Origin of the sequence: Micromonospora pisi, from assembly GCF_003633685.1 — a bacterium.
GTDB lineage: Bacteria > Actinomycetota > Actinomycetes > Mycobacteriales > Micromonosporaceae > Micromonospora_G > Micromonospora_G pisi.
Genome location: NZ_RBKT01000001.1, coordinates 6,062,600 through 6,077,750, shown reverse-complemented (window position 1 = coordinate 6,077,750; position 15,151 = coordinate 6,062,600). Strand labels below are relative to the sequence as shown.

The 15,151-nt window shown below is 72.0% G+C and carries 13 protein-coding genes; 3 read left to right on the top strand and 10 right to left on the bottom strand.

Annotated features, from left to right (window positions below):
- Positions 1-190 precede the first annotated feature (190 nt).
- The 8 genes from mnhG to BDK92_RS26060 form a co-directional block, all read right to left on the bottom strand.
- On the bottom strand, positions 191-523 hold the full coding sequence (mnhG, locus tag BDK92_RS26090; protein ID WP_121162590.1) for a monovalent cation/H(+) antiporter subunit G: 333 nt from the start codon (positions 521-523) through the stop codon (positions 191-193).
- An 11-nt stretch (positions 524-534) separates the two neighbouring features.
- Positions 535-795 carry an MrpF/PhaF family protein gene (locus BDK92_RS26085; protein ID WP_121159073.1) on the bottom strand — a complete coding sequence of 87 codons (261 nt, stop codon included), beginning with the start codon at positions 793-795 and terminating at the stop codon, positions 535-537.
- Positions 792-1,472, bottom strand: coding sequence for a Na+/H+ antiporter subunit E (locus BDK92_RS26080; RefSeq protein ID WP_121159072.1), 681 nt, complete (start codon positions 1,470-1,472; stop codon positions 792-794). Before BDK92_RS26080 ends, BDK92_RS26085 begins: the two co-directional genes overlap by 4 nt.
- Positions 1,469-2,974 carry a Na+/H+ antiporter subunit D gene (locus tag BDK92_RS26075; RefSeq protein WP_121159071.1) on the bottom strand — a complete coding sequence of 502 codons (1,506 nt, stop codon included), beginning with the start codon at positions 2,972-2,974 and terminating at the stop codon, positions 1,469-1,471. The genes BDK92_RS26080 and BDK92_RS26075 overlap by 4 nt, the downstream gene beginning before the upstream one ends.
- The gene (locus BDK92_RS26070; protein WP_121159070.1) at positions 2,971-3,510 is read right to left on the bottom strand and encodes a Na(+)/H(+) antiporter subunit C; all 540 of its coding nucleotides are present in this window, start codon (positions 3,508-3,510) and stop codon (positions 2,971-2,973) included. Before BDK92_RS26070 ends, BDK92_RS26075 begins: the two co-directional genes overlap by 4 nt.
- On the bottom strand, positions 3,507-6,356 hold the full coding sequence (locus BDK92_RS26065) for a Na+/H+ antiporter subunit A (RefSeq protein ID WP_121159069.1): 2,850 nt from the start codon (positions 6,354-6,356) through the stop codon (positions 3,507-3,509). Before BDK92_RS26065 ends, BDK92_RS26070 begins: the two co-directional genes overlap by 4 nt.
- Positions 6,357-6,616: 260 nt before the next feature.
- Positions 6,617-6,787 carry a hypothetical protein gene (locus BDK92_RS39165; protein WP_170208685.1) on the bottom strand — a complete coding sequence of 57 codons (171 nt, stop codon included), beginning with the start codon at positions 6,785-6,787 and terminating at the stop codon, positions 6,617-6,619.
- A 218-nt stretch (positions 6,788-7,005) separates the two neighbouring features.
- A complete protein-coding gene (locus BDK92_RS26060) occupies positions 7,006-7,368 on the bottom strand; it encodes a hypothetical protein (protein WP_121159068.1) in 363 nt (120 codons plus the stop codon).
- A gap of 171 nt (positions 7,369-7,539) precedes the next feature.
- Between BDK92_RS26060 and BDK92_RS26055 the strand changes: the two genes are divergently transcribed.
- Positions 7,540-12,144, top strand: coding sequence for an ATP-dependent helicase (locus BDK92_RS26055; RefSeq protein WP_121159067.1), 4,605 nt, complete (start codon positions 7,540-7,542; stop codon positions 12,142-12,144).
- Between the two features lie 111 nt (positions 12,145-12,255).
- The gene (locus BDK92_RS26050; protein ID WP_121159066.1) at positions 12,256-12,681 is read left to right on the top strand and encodes a VOC family protein; all 426 of its coding nucleotides are present in this window, start codon (positions 12,256-12,258) and stop codon (positions 12,679-12,681) included.
- A gap of 26 nt (positions 12,682-12,707) precedes the next feature.
- On the opposite strand, the gene BDK92_RS26045 is transcribed toward BDK92_RS26050, so the two are convergent.
- Both BDK92_RS26045 and BDK92_RS26040 read right to left on the bottom strand, forming a co-directional pair.
- Complete coding sequence (locus tag BDK92_RS26045; RefSeq protein ID WP_121159065.1) at positions 12,708-13,445, bottom strand: ABC transporter permease; 738 nt, start codon at positions 13,443-13,445, stop codon at positions 12,708-12,710.
- Positions 13,426-14,367, bottom strand: a complete 942-nt coding sequence (locus BDK92_RS26040) for an ABC transporter ATP-binding protein (RefSeq protein WP_121162589.1) — start codon at positions 14,365-14,367, stop codon at positions 13,426-13,428. The genes BDK92_RS26045 and BDK92_RS26040 overlap by 20 nt, the downstream gene beginning before the upstream one ends.
- A gap of 99 nt (positions 14,368-14,466) precedes the next feature.
- On the opposite strand from BDK92_RS26040, the gene BDK92_RS26035 reads away from it, so the two are divergent.
- Positions 14,467-15,129, top strand: a complete 663-nt coding sequence (locus BDK92_RS26035) for a TetR/AcrR family transcriptional regulator (protein WP_121159064.1) — start codon at positions 14,467-14,469, stop codon at positions 15,127-15,129.
- Positions 15,130-15,151 lie beyond the last annotated feature (22 nt).

Below are 15,151 nucleotides of genomic sequence, written 5' to 3'. Positions count from 1 at the left end.
ACACCGGAGCCGATCGCCTAACAACATCGACGATCACCACTGGGTAGGTTCGCGATCCGGTCGCACGGCGGCAATACGTCCATGCCCAAATCCCCACCTGCCCCAAATTGGGACGCCCTCTCGTCCCACCCCGCCCACCGGTTAGGAAGGGCCCCTTCCTCTACCGAATCCGATAACAGGGGGCCCTTCCTTACGAGTCGGGGGTGGTGGGTGCGGCGTCGGCGAGTTCGTCCACCACCAGCAGGTCCGGACGGTGGCGGCCGGAGCGGTAGGCCGCCCGCCCCACCATCTGGGCGGCCACCGGCGCGGTCGCCAACTGGAACACGCCGACCAGGACCAGGGTGGCGACCTCCGCACCGGTACGCAGCCGCAACCCCACTCCGATCAGGATCAGCAGCAGCCCGAGGATCTGCGGCTTGGTCGCCGCGTGCATCCGGGAGAGCACGTCCGGGAAGCGCACCACGCCGATCCCGGCGGCGAGGCTGAGCAGTGCTCCGGCGACCATGAAGGCTCCCGAGAGCATGTCCGTCGCGGTCACGAGTCCTCCCGGGCGGCGAACCGGACCACGACGACCGAGGTGGCGAAGCCGAGGATGGCGAGGACCACCAGGATCGGCAGGGTGGTCGCGTGCCGGTTGACCGCGGCCTCGGTGCCGACCGCGCCGACGATGATGGCCAGCAGCAGGTCGGTGGCGACCACCCGGTCCAGCAGGGACGGTCCGCGCACGATCCGGAACAGGGCCAGCAGCGCCGCGGCGCTGAGCAGCGCGGTGACGATCACGACGACGACGGTCATTCGGACGCTCCTTCATCGGTACGTTCGGTCGGTGGTTCGCCGGACGCCGGCCCGTGCGGTGACGGGCCGGGAGCGGGCGGGCCGGGAACGGGCGGGTCGGAGAACGGGCCCGGAGCGTTCACCAGGCGCAGTTCGGCGGCGGACCCGGTGGCCCGGATGATCCTTCGTTCCAGGGCGAGTACGTCCCGCCGGGCCCGCTCGACGTCGACCGTGTCGCGTACGTCGAGCACGTGTACGTAGAGCGTGCCGGTGCTGCGTACCGCCTCGACGATGAGGGTGCCCGGGACCAGGGAGAGTGCCTCGGCGGTGAGCGCCAGGTTCAGGTCCGACCCCACCCGCAGCGGTACGGCGATGATCGCGCTGCGCGGTGCCGCACCCGGCCGTACCGCGACGAGGGCGACCTGGCAGCTCGCGGTGACCAGCTCGAAGAGGAACCGGCCGACGAAACGGAGCACCGCGACCGGCCGGATCCGACCGTCGAAGGTCACCCGGGGCAGCGGGAAGAAGATCAGTACGACCAGCGCCACCAGCGTGCCGCCGAGCACGTTCCCCCAGGTGAACTCCCCCCACAGCAGGTTCCAGACCAGCACCAGCCAGATCACGGTGACGAGTTGGTCGCGCCACCGGCCCCGGCTCGTCACCGCCCGGCCGGTGGTGGCTGGAGGTGGGGCGCTCATCGGACACTCACCGGGAAGACCGCCTCCACGTACGGCGTACGTTGTCTCAGGTCGTCCGCCGCGTCGGTGCTGATCCGGTAGAGCGGCCCGGCGACCACGGTGAGCCCGACGCCGAGCGCGACCAGGGCGAGGGTGGCCCCCACCATGATCGGCGACAGCCGGGCCGGCGCGTCCGGGTCGGCGAGTCGGGGTGCCCGCCAGAAGGCGAGGTTCCAGACCTTCATCGTCGCGTAGAGGGTCAGCAGGCTGGTGAGGGTGCCGCCGATCACCAGCAGCCAGGGCAGCAGACCCCCGGCGGCGATCCCGGCCTGGAGCAGGCCGAGCTTGCCGAGGAAGCCGGAGAAGGGCGGTATGCCGGCGAGGTTGAGCGCGGGTACGAGGAACAGGATGCCGAGTAGCGGCGCCACCCGGGCCAGCCCGCCCAGCCGGTCGAGGTTGGTGCTGCCGCCGCGCCGCTCGACCAGGCCGGTGGCGAGGAAGAGGGTGGTCTGCACGGTGATGTGGTGCACCACGTAGAAGATCGCCCCGGAGAGCCCGGCCAGCGAGGTCAGCGCCACCCCGAAAATCATGTATCCGATGTGGCTGAGCAGGGTGAAGGAGAGCAGCCGTTTGATGTCCGACTGGGCCACCGCGCCGAGAATGCCGATCACCATGGTGAGCAGAGCGACGATCAGCAGCAGGTCGTCCACCTGCCCGTCCGGGAAGAGCAGCGTCTCGGTACGGATGATCGCGTAGACGCCGACCTTGGTGAGCAGGCCGGCGAAGACCGCGGTGACCGGGGCCGGTGCGGTCGGGTAGCTGTCCGGCAGCCAGGCCGAGAGAGGGAAGACCGCCGCCTTGATCCCGAAGGCGAGCAGCAGCATCAGGTGCAGGACCAGCCGGAGTTCCGCCGGGAGGGCGTCGAGCCGGCCGGCGAGTTGGGCCAGGTTGAGCGTGCCGGTGGCGGCGTAGATCAGCCCGATCGCGCTGAGAAAGATCATCGAGGAGAGGAGGCTGACCACCACGTACGTCGTACCGCCACGGATCCGCACCCCGGTCCCGCTCAGGGTGATGAGTACGTAGCTCGCGGCCAGCAGCATCTCGAAGCCGACGAAGAGGTTGAACAGGTCCCCGGAGAGGAAGGCGTTGGTCACGCCAGCGGTCAGGACCAGGTACGTCGGGTGGTAGATGGTCACCGGGCTCGCCTCGTGCCCGTCCGCCCGACCCTCGCCGATGGAGTAGAGCAGCACGCAGAGGGTCACCGCGGCGGAGACCACCAGCATCAGCGCGGAGAGCTGGTCGGCGACGAGCACGATGCCGACCGGCGCCGGCCAGCCGCCGATGTACACCACCAGCGGGCCCTCCCTGGTGGCGAGCACCAGCAGCACGATCGCGACGGCGAGCGTACCGGCGAGCGCGGTGACGCTGACCATCCGCTGGATGACCGGGTAGCGGGCCAGGACCAGGGTCAACGCGGCGGCCAGCAGCGGGACGACCACCGGCAACGGAACCAGGTGCCTCATCGGGCGCCTCCGGAGCGGCGCGGACCAGCCGGCGGCCGGCCATCGGCCGGGGCGGGCCCAGTGCCGCCGGGATTGGCGGGGTCCGGGCGGGTGAACGGACCTGCCGGGCCCGGCACCTGCTCCGGATCGGGGCCGTCGTCCGCATCCGCGACCCGCTCGTCCGCGCCGGTCACCTCGTCCCGCTCGGCGAGCACCATGATCCGCTGGTCCTCCAGGTCGTCCTGGACCTCGTCGTGCCCGAACAACTGCCAACTGCGGTACGCGACCGCCAGCAGGAACGCGGTGATGCCGAGGGTGATCACGATCGCGGTGAGCACCATCGCCTGGGGCAGCGGGTCGCTCATCGCCGCCTCCGGCACAACCCCGACGATCGGCGGATCCCCGGACCGACCGCCGAGCAGGATGAGCAGGTTGACCCCGTTGCCGAGCATGATGACGCCGAGCAGTACCCGGGTCAGGCTGCGTTCCAGCAGGAGGGTGACGCCCGCGCCGAAGAGCACGCCGACAGCCAACGCCTGTACCAGGTTGGGGATCATGTCAGCTCCCGCTCACGCAAGGGTTCCAGCTCCGTTTCCGGTCCAATTCCGGCCTCGATCTGCCGGTCCACCTCGGCGCCGAGGCTGCGCAGGACGTCCAGCACCAGGCCGACCACGATCAGGTAGACGCCGAGGTCGAAGAAGAGCGACGTGACCAGGTGCACCTCGCCGACCACCGGCAGGACCAGGTCGACCACGGCGCTCTGCAGCACGTCGACGCCGAGCAGCAGGGCCAGGACACCGGCGCCGACCGAGACGAAGAGCCCGGCGCCGAGCACCAGGCCGGCGTCGACCGGCGCCGCCTCGTCCAACTCGTACCGGCCGCCGGCGAAGTAGCGCACGGCGAGGGCCAGCCCGGCGACCAGCCCGCCGCTGAACCCGCCGCCGGGTGCGTTGTGCCCGGAGAAGACCAGGTAGAGCGAGAAGAGCACGATGGTGTGGAAGATCAGCCGGGTGACCACCTCGAAGACGATCGAACGGCGGCGGTCCCGCAGCGTCGGTCCGGCCCGGAGCCAGACCCGTTCCCGTCGACGGTCCGAGCGGCTGTGTGCACGTCGACCCACATTCGGCCGGCGTGGGCCGGGACCGGCCCGGGGTCGCTGGAAGATCAGGCTCGCCACCCCGGTCGCCGCCACCACCAGCACCGCGATCTCGCCCATCGTGTCCCAGGCCCGGATGTCGACCAGGGTCACGTTGACGATGTTGCGGCCGTGACCGTACGAGACGGCGAGTTCGGCGAAGTCGACCGAGATCGGCACCGCCTGCCGGCCGCCGGCCGCGGCGAGCGCTAGTCCGGTCATGACCAGCCCGACCGCCGTACCGATGGCGACCCGCAGCCACCTGCTGCGGCGCAGCGGCCGGGCCGAGAAGTTGGCCGGGAGCCGGCGCAGGACCAGGACGAACATCACGATCGAGACGGTCTCGACGAGGAACTGGGTGAGCGCGAGATCGGGCGCGCCGTTGAGGACGAACATCATCGCGGTGCCGTAACCGGTGACCCCGACCAGGATCATCGCGGTGAGCCTGCGGCGGGCCCGGACGGTGAGTATGGCGGCGGTGGCGAGCACCCCGGCGATCACCAACTGCACCGGGCTCTGCCAGAGCGTGATCCGTTCCGGCCAGGGGCTGCCGAGCAGCAGCGCGCCTCCCGGGACGACCACCAGGACCACCAGGATGGTGCCGAGGTACTGCGGCAGCGAGCCGCGCTGGGTGGCGCCGGTGACCTCCACCGCGACCCGGTCCAGCCAGTACGTGATCCGCTCGTACGCGGCCGCACCGTCGAACGGGGAGTGCAGCCGGGTGATGATCGGCGCCAACCGGTCGCGCAACGCGAAGAGCAGCCCGCCGCCGACGAGCGCGAGGAGGGACAGGCCGACCGCCAGGCCGGGCCCGTGCCAGATCCCGAGGTGGTACTTCCCCGGGCCGAACCGCCCGGCGTACGGGACGAGCAGGATGTCGACCGGCCCGGCCAGCACTCCCGTCACCAGCCCGGCCAGGGCGAGCAGTGCGACCGGGGCGAGCATGGTCGGCGCCACCGGTCGGGTCGGGGTCGGCGGCTGGCCGGTCTTGCCGGCGAACGCGCCCCAGAGGAAGCGCAGGCTGTAGGCGACGGTCAGGGTGGCGCCGGCGACCAGGGTGGCGAGCAGGAGCGGGTTGTGCCGGAACGCCTCGAACAACGCCTCCTTCGCGACGAAACCGATCAGCGGCGGCAGCCCGGCCATCGACGCGGCGGCGAGTACGGCGGCGGCGCAGACCAGCGGCATCCGTCGCCAGAGCCCGGAGAGCGAGGGCAGTTCGCGGGTGCCGGCGCCGTGGTCGACGATGCCGACGACGAGGAAGAGCGCCGACTTGAACAGGGCGTGGGCGAGCAGCATCGCGGTGCCGGCCAGGGCGGCGTCCCGGGTCCCCGCACCGGTGAGGATGAACAGCAGTCCCAGTTGGCTGACCGTGCCGTACGCCAGCAGCAGCTTCAGGTCGGTCTGGCGCAGCGCGGCCCAGCCCCCGGCGAGCATGGTGACAATCCCGGCCACGAGCGTCATCGGCCGCCAGGGTGTGGCGGTGGCCAACAGCGGGGCGAGCAGTGCGACCAGGTAGACGCCGGCCTTGACCATGGCCGCCGCGTGCAGGTAGGCGCTGACCGGGGTGGGGGCGGCCATCGCCGCCGGCAGCCAGAAGCTGACCGGGAAGATCGCCGACTTGGTCAACGCGCCGACCAGGATCAGCACCACGACGGCGGTGAGGGAGCCGCCGGTCGGCAGCGGCGCGTCGCCCAGTTCGGAGATCCGGTACGTGCCGGCGTGCTCGCCCAGCATGATCAGGCCGATCAGCATGGCGAGTCCGCCGACGCTGGTGACGACGAGGGCCTGGGAGGCGGCCCGACGGCTGGCCCACTTCTCCGGGTGCTGACCGATCAGGAGGTAGGAGCAGACCGTGGTCAGTTCCCAGAAGACGTAGAGCAGGACCAGGTTGTCGGTGACGACCAGACCGAGCATGGCACCGGCGAAGCCGACGAAGGTGGCGGCGAAGCGGCCGAGTCCCGGGGAGTCGGCGGCGAAGTAGTGGGCGCAGTAGACCAGCACCAGCGCGCCGACTCCGCCGACCAGGAGGAGCATCAGCCAGGAGAGCGTGTCGACGCGCAGCGCCAGTTCCAGGTGGAGTTGGCTGACCCAGCCGTACGTCTCGGTCACCGAGCCGCCGTCGCGGACCGTACCGGTCTGCGCCACCGCCCAGCCGAAGGTGGCCGCCGGGGCGAGCGCCAGCGGGTAGCAGGCGCGGCGACCCCACCAACGGACGAGCAGTGGCGCGATCAGCGCCAGCGCGAGGTGGAGGCTCAGCAGCACCAGCATGCGTTCTCCAGGTAGAGGTCATCGCAGGCCCTTGTCCAAGGGTCTGTGGCTACAGGGGGTCAGACGGTCGAAATAGCGATAATGCCGGCGAATAACGAAAGTCGGCCCAAAGTTCACGTACGGGTAGCGCGCCGACCGGTCCGGGCGGGTGGCCCGGGCGGATCGACGTACCCGGAAGGGAACGAGGGTGAGCCGGTGCGGACCGGGCCCACCAGACGGCGATCAGCCGGGGGACGCGGTCGCGGTGGTGCCGGTCGGGATCAGGCCGGCGGGGCGCGGCTGGACGGCCCCGGTACGGTCCGTGCCCTCGGCTCGGCCTGGCCCACCCCGCTCGGCGCCTCGGCGACCGCCGGGACGTTCGGCGCGGCGACCGTCGCGACGGCCACGGCGAGCAGCTCCGGGGCGGGCGGCGGCAGTTCCCGCAGGTTCACCCCGGGTACGGCCGATCGGCGCGAGCCGGTCTCCTGGTCCTCCCGGCCGAGCGCCGAGTGGGCCTGGTGCAGCGCGGCGCCGATGGAGGCGTGCGGGGCGGCCAGGGCGCCGGCCGGGGTGTCGGCCGAACCCGCGCCGTGTACCGCGACCAGTGACAGCAGGGTGACCAGGACAGCGACGAGCAGCCGGCCTACCGGGTACGCCCGCCACCGTCCGGTCAGTCCGATGTGGAGCCGATCAGCAGGTCGGGTCGGCCGAGTTGGAGCACGACCCGGTTGACCAGGTGCTGCGCCGCGGCCAGGGAGCGGACCGGCACGAGGGGGCCACGCCCCTCACGGCGCAGGACGAAGTAGTGCACCGCGGCGCGTACCTGGGCCCGGTCGGCCGCACTGGCCTGGGCGGTGTCGAGCACCAGTACGCGCAGACAGGCGCCGACCCGCTCGGCGAGTTCGAGATCGGCGCCGCGCAGCCCGAGCCGGAGCGCGGCCAGGTGGCCGTCGACCTTACGGATCAGCACATCGGTCCCACGATGCGTGGCGCGCTCGGCATCCTGCCTGGTGCCGTGCTGTTCGGCGGTCATCCGGCCCCTCCCGTACCGACCTCGGGTTGCCGGAGAAATTACTTTATGTCGCACTCCGCCAGCAAGCAGTTAAGTGACACTTAACGTAGGAAGCAGTCTTTAAGGGTACAACTCCGACAACCCGCCACGGCCGCACGTCGATTGTCGTAGCGACCGGGCAGGATTGGCCGCATGGCCGAGGTGCTGGAACAGTTCGGGGTGGCGACGCGGGAATGGTTCGCCGCCGCGTTCGCCGCACCCACCCCGGCCCAGGCCGGGGCCTGGCGTTCGGTCGGCGCCGGCCGCAACGCCCTCGTCGTCGCGCCGACCGGATCCGGCAAGACCCTCGCCGCCTTCCTCTGGTCCCTGGACCAACTGGCCCGTGGCCCACTCCCGGACGATCCCCGGCACCGCTGCCGGGTGCTCTACGTCAGCCCGTTGAAGGCGCTCGCCGTCGACGTCGAGCGCAACCTGCGCACCCCGCTCGCCGGCATCCGGCAGGCCGCCACCCGACTGGGACTCCCCCCGCCCGAGATCACCGTGGGGATGCGTACCGGTGACACCCCGGCCGACGAGCGGCGGGCGTTCGCGCGTGTCCCACCGGACATCCTCATCACCACCCCCGAGTCGCTCTTCCTGCTGCTGACCTCGGCCGCCCGGGACTCCCTGCGCGGGGTGCAGACGGTGATCGTCGACGAGGTGCACGCGGTCGCCGCCACCAAACGCGGCGCCCACCTGGCGCTCTCCCTCGAACGCCTCGACGCGCTGCTGCCCCGACCGGCCCAGCGGATCGGGCTCTCCGCCACGGTCCGCCCGATCGACGCCACCGCCCGCTTCCTCGCCGGGGCCCGACCCGTGGACGTGGTGCAGCCCCGCACCCCGAAGACCATCGAGGTGACCGTCGAGGTCCCGGTCGAGGACATGACCCGGCTCGACGAACGCGATCCACAAACCGACGAAGAACTCGGCACCCCCCGCCGCGCCTCGATCTGGCCGGCGGTCGAGGAACGGGTCTTCGCACTGATCCAGGCCCACCACTCGACCATCGTCTTCACCAACTCCCGGCGCGGTGCGGAACGCTTCTGCGCCCGACTCAACGAACTCGCCGCCGAGCAGGCCGCCGCGCCACCCACCCCGGCCGACGGACCGACCGCTGACCCGCCCGCGTTCCCCGCCGGGCCGCCCCGCACCACCCCCGCCGCGCCGGCCGAGCGGCTGCCAGCGGAGATCATGGCCCAGTCCGGCGCGGCCACCGGCGCCCCACCGGTGATCGCCCGCGCCCACCACGGCAGCGTCTCGCGAGAGGAACGCAAACACATCGAGGAGGCGCTCAAGAGCGGGCAGCTTCCGGCCGTGGTCGCCACCTCCAGCCTGGAACTCGGCATCGACATGGGCGCCGTCGACCTGGTGGTGCAGATCGAGGCACCCCCGAGCGTCGCCGCCGGCCTGCAACGGGTCGGCCGGGCCGGACACCAGGTCGGCGCGGTCTCCCGGGGAGTCGTCTTCCCCAAGCACCGCGGCGACCTGATCTCCTGCGCGGTGGTCGCGCAACGGATGGGCGACGGGGCGATCGAGGAACTGCACTACCCGCGCAACCCACTGGACGTACTGGCCCAGCAGATCATCGCGATGGTCGCGCTGGACGAGTGGCGGCTGCCCGACCTCGCCGCCCTGGTCCGCCGCGCCGCGCCCTTCGCCGAACTGCCCGACTCCGCCCTGCACGCGGTGCTGGACATGCTCTCCGGGCGCTACCCGTCGACCGCCTTCGCCGAACTGCGACCCCGGCTGGTCTGGGACCGGGGCACCGACCTGCTCACCGGCCGCCCCGGCGCCCAACGGCTCGCCGTCACCAGCGGCGGCACCATCCCCGACCGGGGCCTGTTCGGGGTCTTCCTCGCCGGGGCCGAACGAGCCGCCCGGGTCGGCGAGCTGGACGAGGAGATGGTCTACGAGTCGCGCATCGGTGACGTCTTCCTCCTCGGCTCCTCCTCCTGGCGGATCGAGGACATCACCCCGGACCGGGTGCTGGTCTCCCCCGCCCCCGGGCAGGCCGCCCGGATGCCGTTCTGGAAGGGCGACAGCCTCGGCCGCCCGATCGAACTGGGCCGGGCCATCGGCGCCCGACTCCGCGCCCTGGTACGCCAGGACGACGAGACGGCCGCCGCGAGCCTGCGCGAGGGCGGGCTGGACGCCTGGGCGGCCGGCAACCTGATCGCGTACCTGCGCGAACAACGCGAGGCGACCCGGGCACTGCCCGACGACCGGACCGTCCTGGTCGAGCGCTTCCGCGACGAACTCGGCGACTGGCGGCTGACCGTGCACTCCGTCCTCGGTGCCCGGGTCAACGGCCCCTGGGCGCTCGCCATCGGCCGTCGGCTGGCCGAACGGTACGGGGTGGACGCCCAGGTCGTACCGAGCGACGACGGCATCGTGGTGCGGCTGCCCGACACCGCCGACGAGCCGCCCGGAGCGGACCTGGTCGGCTTCGACCCGGACGAGATCGGGCAACTGGTGCAGGAGGCGGTGGGCGGCTCGGCCATGTTCGCCGCCCGGTTCCGGGAGTGCGCCGCCCGGGCCCTGCTGCTGCCCCGACGCGACCCGCGTCGCCGGCAACCCCTCTGGCAGCAGCGGCAACGCGCCGCGCAGCTACTCGACGTGGCCCGCGAGTACGCCGACTTCCCGATCACCCTGGAAGCGGCCCGCGAATGCCTCCAGGACGTCTTCGACGTACCGGCGCTGGTCGGGCTGATGCGCGACCTGGCCGCCCGGAAGATCCGGCTGGTCGAGGTGGAGACCACCCAACCGTCGCCGTTCGCCCGCTCACTGCTCTTCGGTTACGTCGGCGCCTTCCTCTACGAGGGCGACGCGCCGCTGGCCGAACGCCGGGCCGCCGCGCTCGCCCTCGACTCGGCCCTGCTCGGCGAACTGCTCGGCCGTGTCGACCTACGGGAACTGCTGGACCCCGGGGTGGTCGCCGAGACCGAGCGACAGTTGCAGTGGCTGACCGAGCAACGCCGTCCGCGTGACGCCGAGGACCTGGTCGAACTGCTCCGGCTCCTCGGCGACCGCAGCGAGGCCGAGCTGGTCGAACGCGGTGCCCAACCGGAGTGGCTGACCGAACTGGAGGCGAGCCGGCGGGTTCTGCGGGTCCGGATCGCCGGTACGGAGCGCTGGATCGGGGTCGAGGACGCCGGCCGGTTCCGGGACGCGCTCGGGGTGGCGCTGCCGGTCGGTGTCGCGCAGGCGTACCTGGAGCCGGTCGTCGACCCGCTCGGCGACCTGGTCGCCCGGTTCGCCCGTACGCACGGTCCGTTCGCGGCGGCCACCTGCGCCGCCCGGTTCGGGCTCGGTGTCTTCGTGGTGGAGCAGGCGCTGCGCCGACTCGCGGCGACCGGACAGGTGGTCTCCGGCGAGTTCTCGCCCAACGGCACCGGCACCGAGTGGTGCGGAGCCGAGGTGCTGCGGCTGCTCCGGCGCCGCTCCCTGGCCGCGTTGCGGCGGGAGATCGAACCGGTGCCGCCCCGGACCCTGGCCACCTTCCTGCCTCGCTGGCAGCAGGTCGGCGGCAACGCCCGGGGCGTGGAGGCGGTCGCCGCCGCGATCGAACAGTTGCAGGGCGTCGCCGTACCCGCCTCCGCCCTGGAGAGCCTGATCCTGCCCGCCCGGGTCGCCGACTACTCCCCGGCGTACCTGGACGAACTCTGCGCCAGCGGCGAGGTGACCTGGGCCGGAACCGGGGCGATCGGCGGCGCCGACGGTTGGGTCAGCCTCGCGTACGCGGACGCGGCACCGCTGCTGCTGCCGGCACCCGACCCGGCAGTCGCCCTCACCCCGCTGCACCAGGCGGTGCTCGACGCACTCGGCGACGGGCAGGCGCTCTTCTTCCGGGCGTTGGCCGACCGGGTCGGCGCCACGGACGACGATCCGCTGGTCGCCGCCGTCTGGGAACTCGCCTGGGCCGGCTGGCTCACCAACGACACCATCGCCCCGCTGCGGGCACTGCTCGGCGGACGGGGTGCGCACCGGGCCCGCCCCGGTGCTCCCCGCACCCGCTACCGGCGCCCGGGGCGGCCGGTGCTGCCGGCCCGGGGCGGCCCGCCGGCGGTCGCCGGCCGCTGGTCCCGCCTCCCCGAGCGGGACACCGACCCCACCCGGCGGGCCGCGGCGCTGGCCGACCTGCTGTTGGAACGGCACGGACTGGTGACCCGGGGCGCGGTCGCCGCCGAGGGCGTGACCGGTGGCTTCGCCGCCGTCTACCCGGTGCTGGTGGCGATGGAGGAACGGGGTGCGGCCCGGCGCGGCTACTTCGTCGAGGGACTCGGCGCGGCCCAGTTCGCCGTACCGGGGGCGGTGGACCGGCTGCGTGCGCTGGCCGAGCCGGACGATGGCCGTCGCCGGTCGGCTGGGGCGGCGGTGGTGCTCGCCGCGACCGACCCGGCCAACCCGTACGGCGCGGCCCTGCCCTGGCCGGAACGGGTGGTCGACACCGGTGACGGCGAGCGCGGTACGAGCGGGCACCGGGCCGGGCGCAAGGCCGGTGCGCTGGTCATCCTGGTCGCTGGTGGACTGGCCCTGTACGTCGAACGCGGTGGCCGTACCCTGCTCTCCTTCACCGACAATGAGGAGTCGCTGCGCCTGGCGGCCAAGGCGCTCGCCGACGCGGTGCACTCCGGGGCGCTCGGCGCCCTGTCGGTGGAGCGGGCCGACGGCGAGGCGGTGCACTCCTCACCGCTGGCGGCGGCGCTCACCGCCGCCGGTTTCCGTGCCACCCCACGCGGTCTGCGCCTACGTGGCTGACCCGGCGGGCCGCGTACGCGCTGCTACAGGTCAACCAAGGGCATGAACGGCGCGAGGGGCGTACGGCACGGCATTCTTGCCGGTCTGCCCGGTTCCGCCTAGGGTCGCGGCATGTCGGTTGCCTTCCGCGGCCCATTTCCGATCATCCTCAGTGACGATCTGGTCAGGCTCACCGCCTTCTACCGGGAGCGGCTCGGATTCACCGAGTCGTACCGTTTTCCCGAATCCTCGAGCGGTTCACCGGAGTTCGTCGTACTCGCTCTTGACTCGATGCAGTTCGCCTTCGGCAGAGCCGACGGGAATGGCTTGCACGGCCTGCCCCGGGGTGCCGACAACGGCCGGCGGATCGAGGTGTGCGTCTACACCGACGATGTGGACGAGGCGGTGGCGGAACTGCGCCTGGCCGGCGTGCCGGTGCTGTTCGAGCCGACGGACCAGCCGTGGCACGAGCGGGCCGCGTACGTCGCCGACCCGGACGGGAACCCGGTCCTGATCGTCGCGCCGTTACCGGCTCCGGCCGACCCGGCGGGGTCCTGACCCACGCCGGGTTCCCCCGGTCCGGTTCACCCTCGCCGGGTCATGATCCGCATGGTGACGGTCAGGCCGAGCAGGCACCAGCCGGCGAGTACGGCGAACGGTGCCGTACTGATCCCGTCGGTCGGTACGGCGAGCGTGTCCCGTACCGCTTCGGCCATGTACTGGAACGGCAGCACCTGGTGTACGGCCCGCAGCCATTCGGGCAGTCGGTCGGCCGGGAAGTTGACCGGGGAGAACATCAGGGACACGAAGACGATCAGTTGGGCGATCAGGTTGGCGACCGTCGGGGAGGTGGCGTAGGCGATCGCGTACCCGATCGCGGTCGCGGTCAGGGCGACGAGGAGGACCGCCACCACGACCAGCGGGCTGACGTCCAGGGTGATGTCGAACCGGAGCGTCGCGGTGAACAGCGCCAGGACCAGACCGGGCAGGGCACTGAGCAGCCAGATGCTGAGATCTGCCGCGAGGATCGTCGAGCGTGGCACCGGGAGCGTGCGGTTGTAGTCGAAGGTCCCGGCCGTTTTCGCCTCCGCGACGAGTTGCGGGGCGAGCACCATGCCGACGGTGATCAGTCCGAGGGTGGGCGCCCCGGTCGACAGGTAGAGGGCGGTCTGCTGGTCCATCGTGGGCACCAGGAACGAGAAGCCGATCACGATGCCGACCGCCAGCATGGTCTGGATAATCACCATCAGCGGCAGGGTGTGCCGGAGCCGGATCGCGCTCCAGCACAACAGGAGCAGGTAGCTACGCGACCAGTGCCGCATCGCCGGCCTCCTCACTGGCGCTGGTCAGACCCACGTAGACGTCTTCGAGGCTGGCCGGATGCAGGGCGAACTGGGTGATGGTTCCGGCAGCGCGCAGGCGCAGTGCCCAGGCGACCGCTGGTTCGGTGTGGTCCGTGGCGATCGGGAGCAGGAAACGGCGGCCGGTCAGGGTGCCGGCACCGGCCCAGTCGGGCGGCTCGGGCGGCGGCAGCCCGGGAGTGAGGGTCAGTTCCAACCGCAGTTCGGCGGTGGCCCGGTCGCGTAGTTCGGCGGGGGTGCCGGTGGCCAGGGTCCGCCCGTGGTCGAGGACCACCACCCGGTCCACGCTCCGCTCGGCTTCGGCGACGTTGTGGGTGACCAGGATGACCGCGCAGCCGTTGTCGGCGAGGTCGCGTACCTGCTGCCAGAGCAGGCGGCGGCGGACCGGGTCGACGTCGTTCGTCGGCTCGTCGAGCATCACCAGCCGTCCCGGCTCGACCACCGCCATGCAGAACGCGGTGAGCCGACGGATGCCGCCGGAGAGCCGCTCCCCCGGTACGTCGGCCCACTCGGCGATGTCGAGCGCGGCGAGGAGCGCGGCGGTGCGCTGCCGTACGTGTTGCCGCGCTCCGCCACGGATCCGCCCCAGGACCTCGATCGCCTGGCGTGGACTGACGCCGGTCAGCGGTGCCTGTGACTGGAGTTGGACGGAGCAGACCTGGCGTGCGTACGCCGGGTGGGCGACCGGGTCGCGGCCCGCCAGCAGCAGCGTTCCCGAGGTCGGCCGGACCAGGCCGGCGACCTGACTGAGCAGGGTGGTCTTGCCGGCCCCGTTGTGCCCGAGCAGTCCGAGCACCTCGCCTTCGCCCACGTCGAGGGAGAGGTCGTCGTTGGCGCGGACCCCACCTCGGTAGATCTTCGTCAGGTACGCGACGTGCAGCATCGACACCACTCCTTCACATACCGATCGGTATTTGGATACCGTCGAGTATCCGGATACCCGTTGGTATGTCAACCGTCGGAGGTGTGACAGGATCAGCACATGAGCGATCGACTGACCCGGGCGCAGCAGCAACAACGCACCCGCCAGCAACTGCTGGACGCGGCGGAGACGCTCTTCGGCGAGCGCGGCATCCACCGGACCTCGCTCGACGAGGTCGCCACCGAGGCAGGGGTCACCAAGGGCGCCATCTATGCCAACTTCGAGGGCAAGAGCGGCCTCGTGGCGGCGATCCTCGAACGACGACTCACCGATGCACACCCGGCGTACGCCGGGTCGCCGGCCGAGCCGGACGTCTCGTTCGCCGGCTGGCTGCGCCACCTCGGCACCGACTACGACACCAACCTGCCGCTGCCCGAGGTACGGCGGTTCGCCATGGCGGTGGTCGAGTTCTGGCTCTACGGGATGCGTACCCCGCAGGCCCGGGAGTCGATCGCGCAGTGGCTACGGGCGGTCCGGCAGACCAACGCCAAGGAGATCACCGAACGGCTCGGGGACCAGCCGCCGATCCCCGCCGAGCAGCTCGCCGCCCTGATGACCGCACTCGACATCGGGGTCGCCTTCCAGCACCTGATCGATCCCGAGGCGGTTCCCAGCGAGGTCTACAGCCACGGCCTCACCGCGATCCTCGGCCCCCACGCGGCTCCACCCGACGCCGGGGGCATCTCGACGCCGGACCGGAAGCCGGAGGACGCGCAACAGTGAGCGGACCGGTCTAACCGCGTAC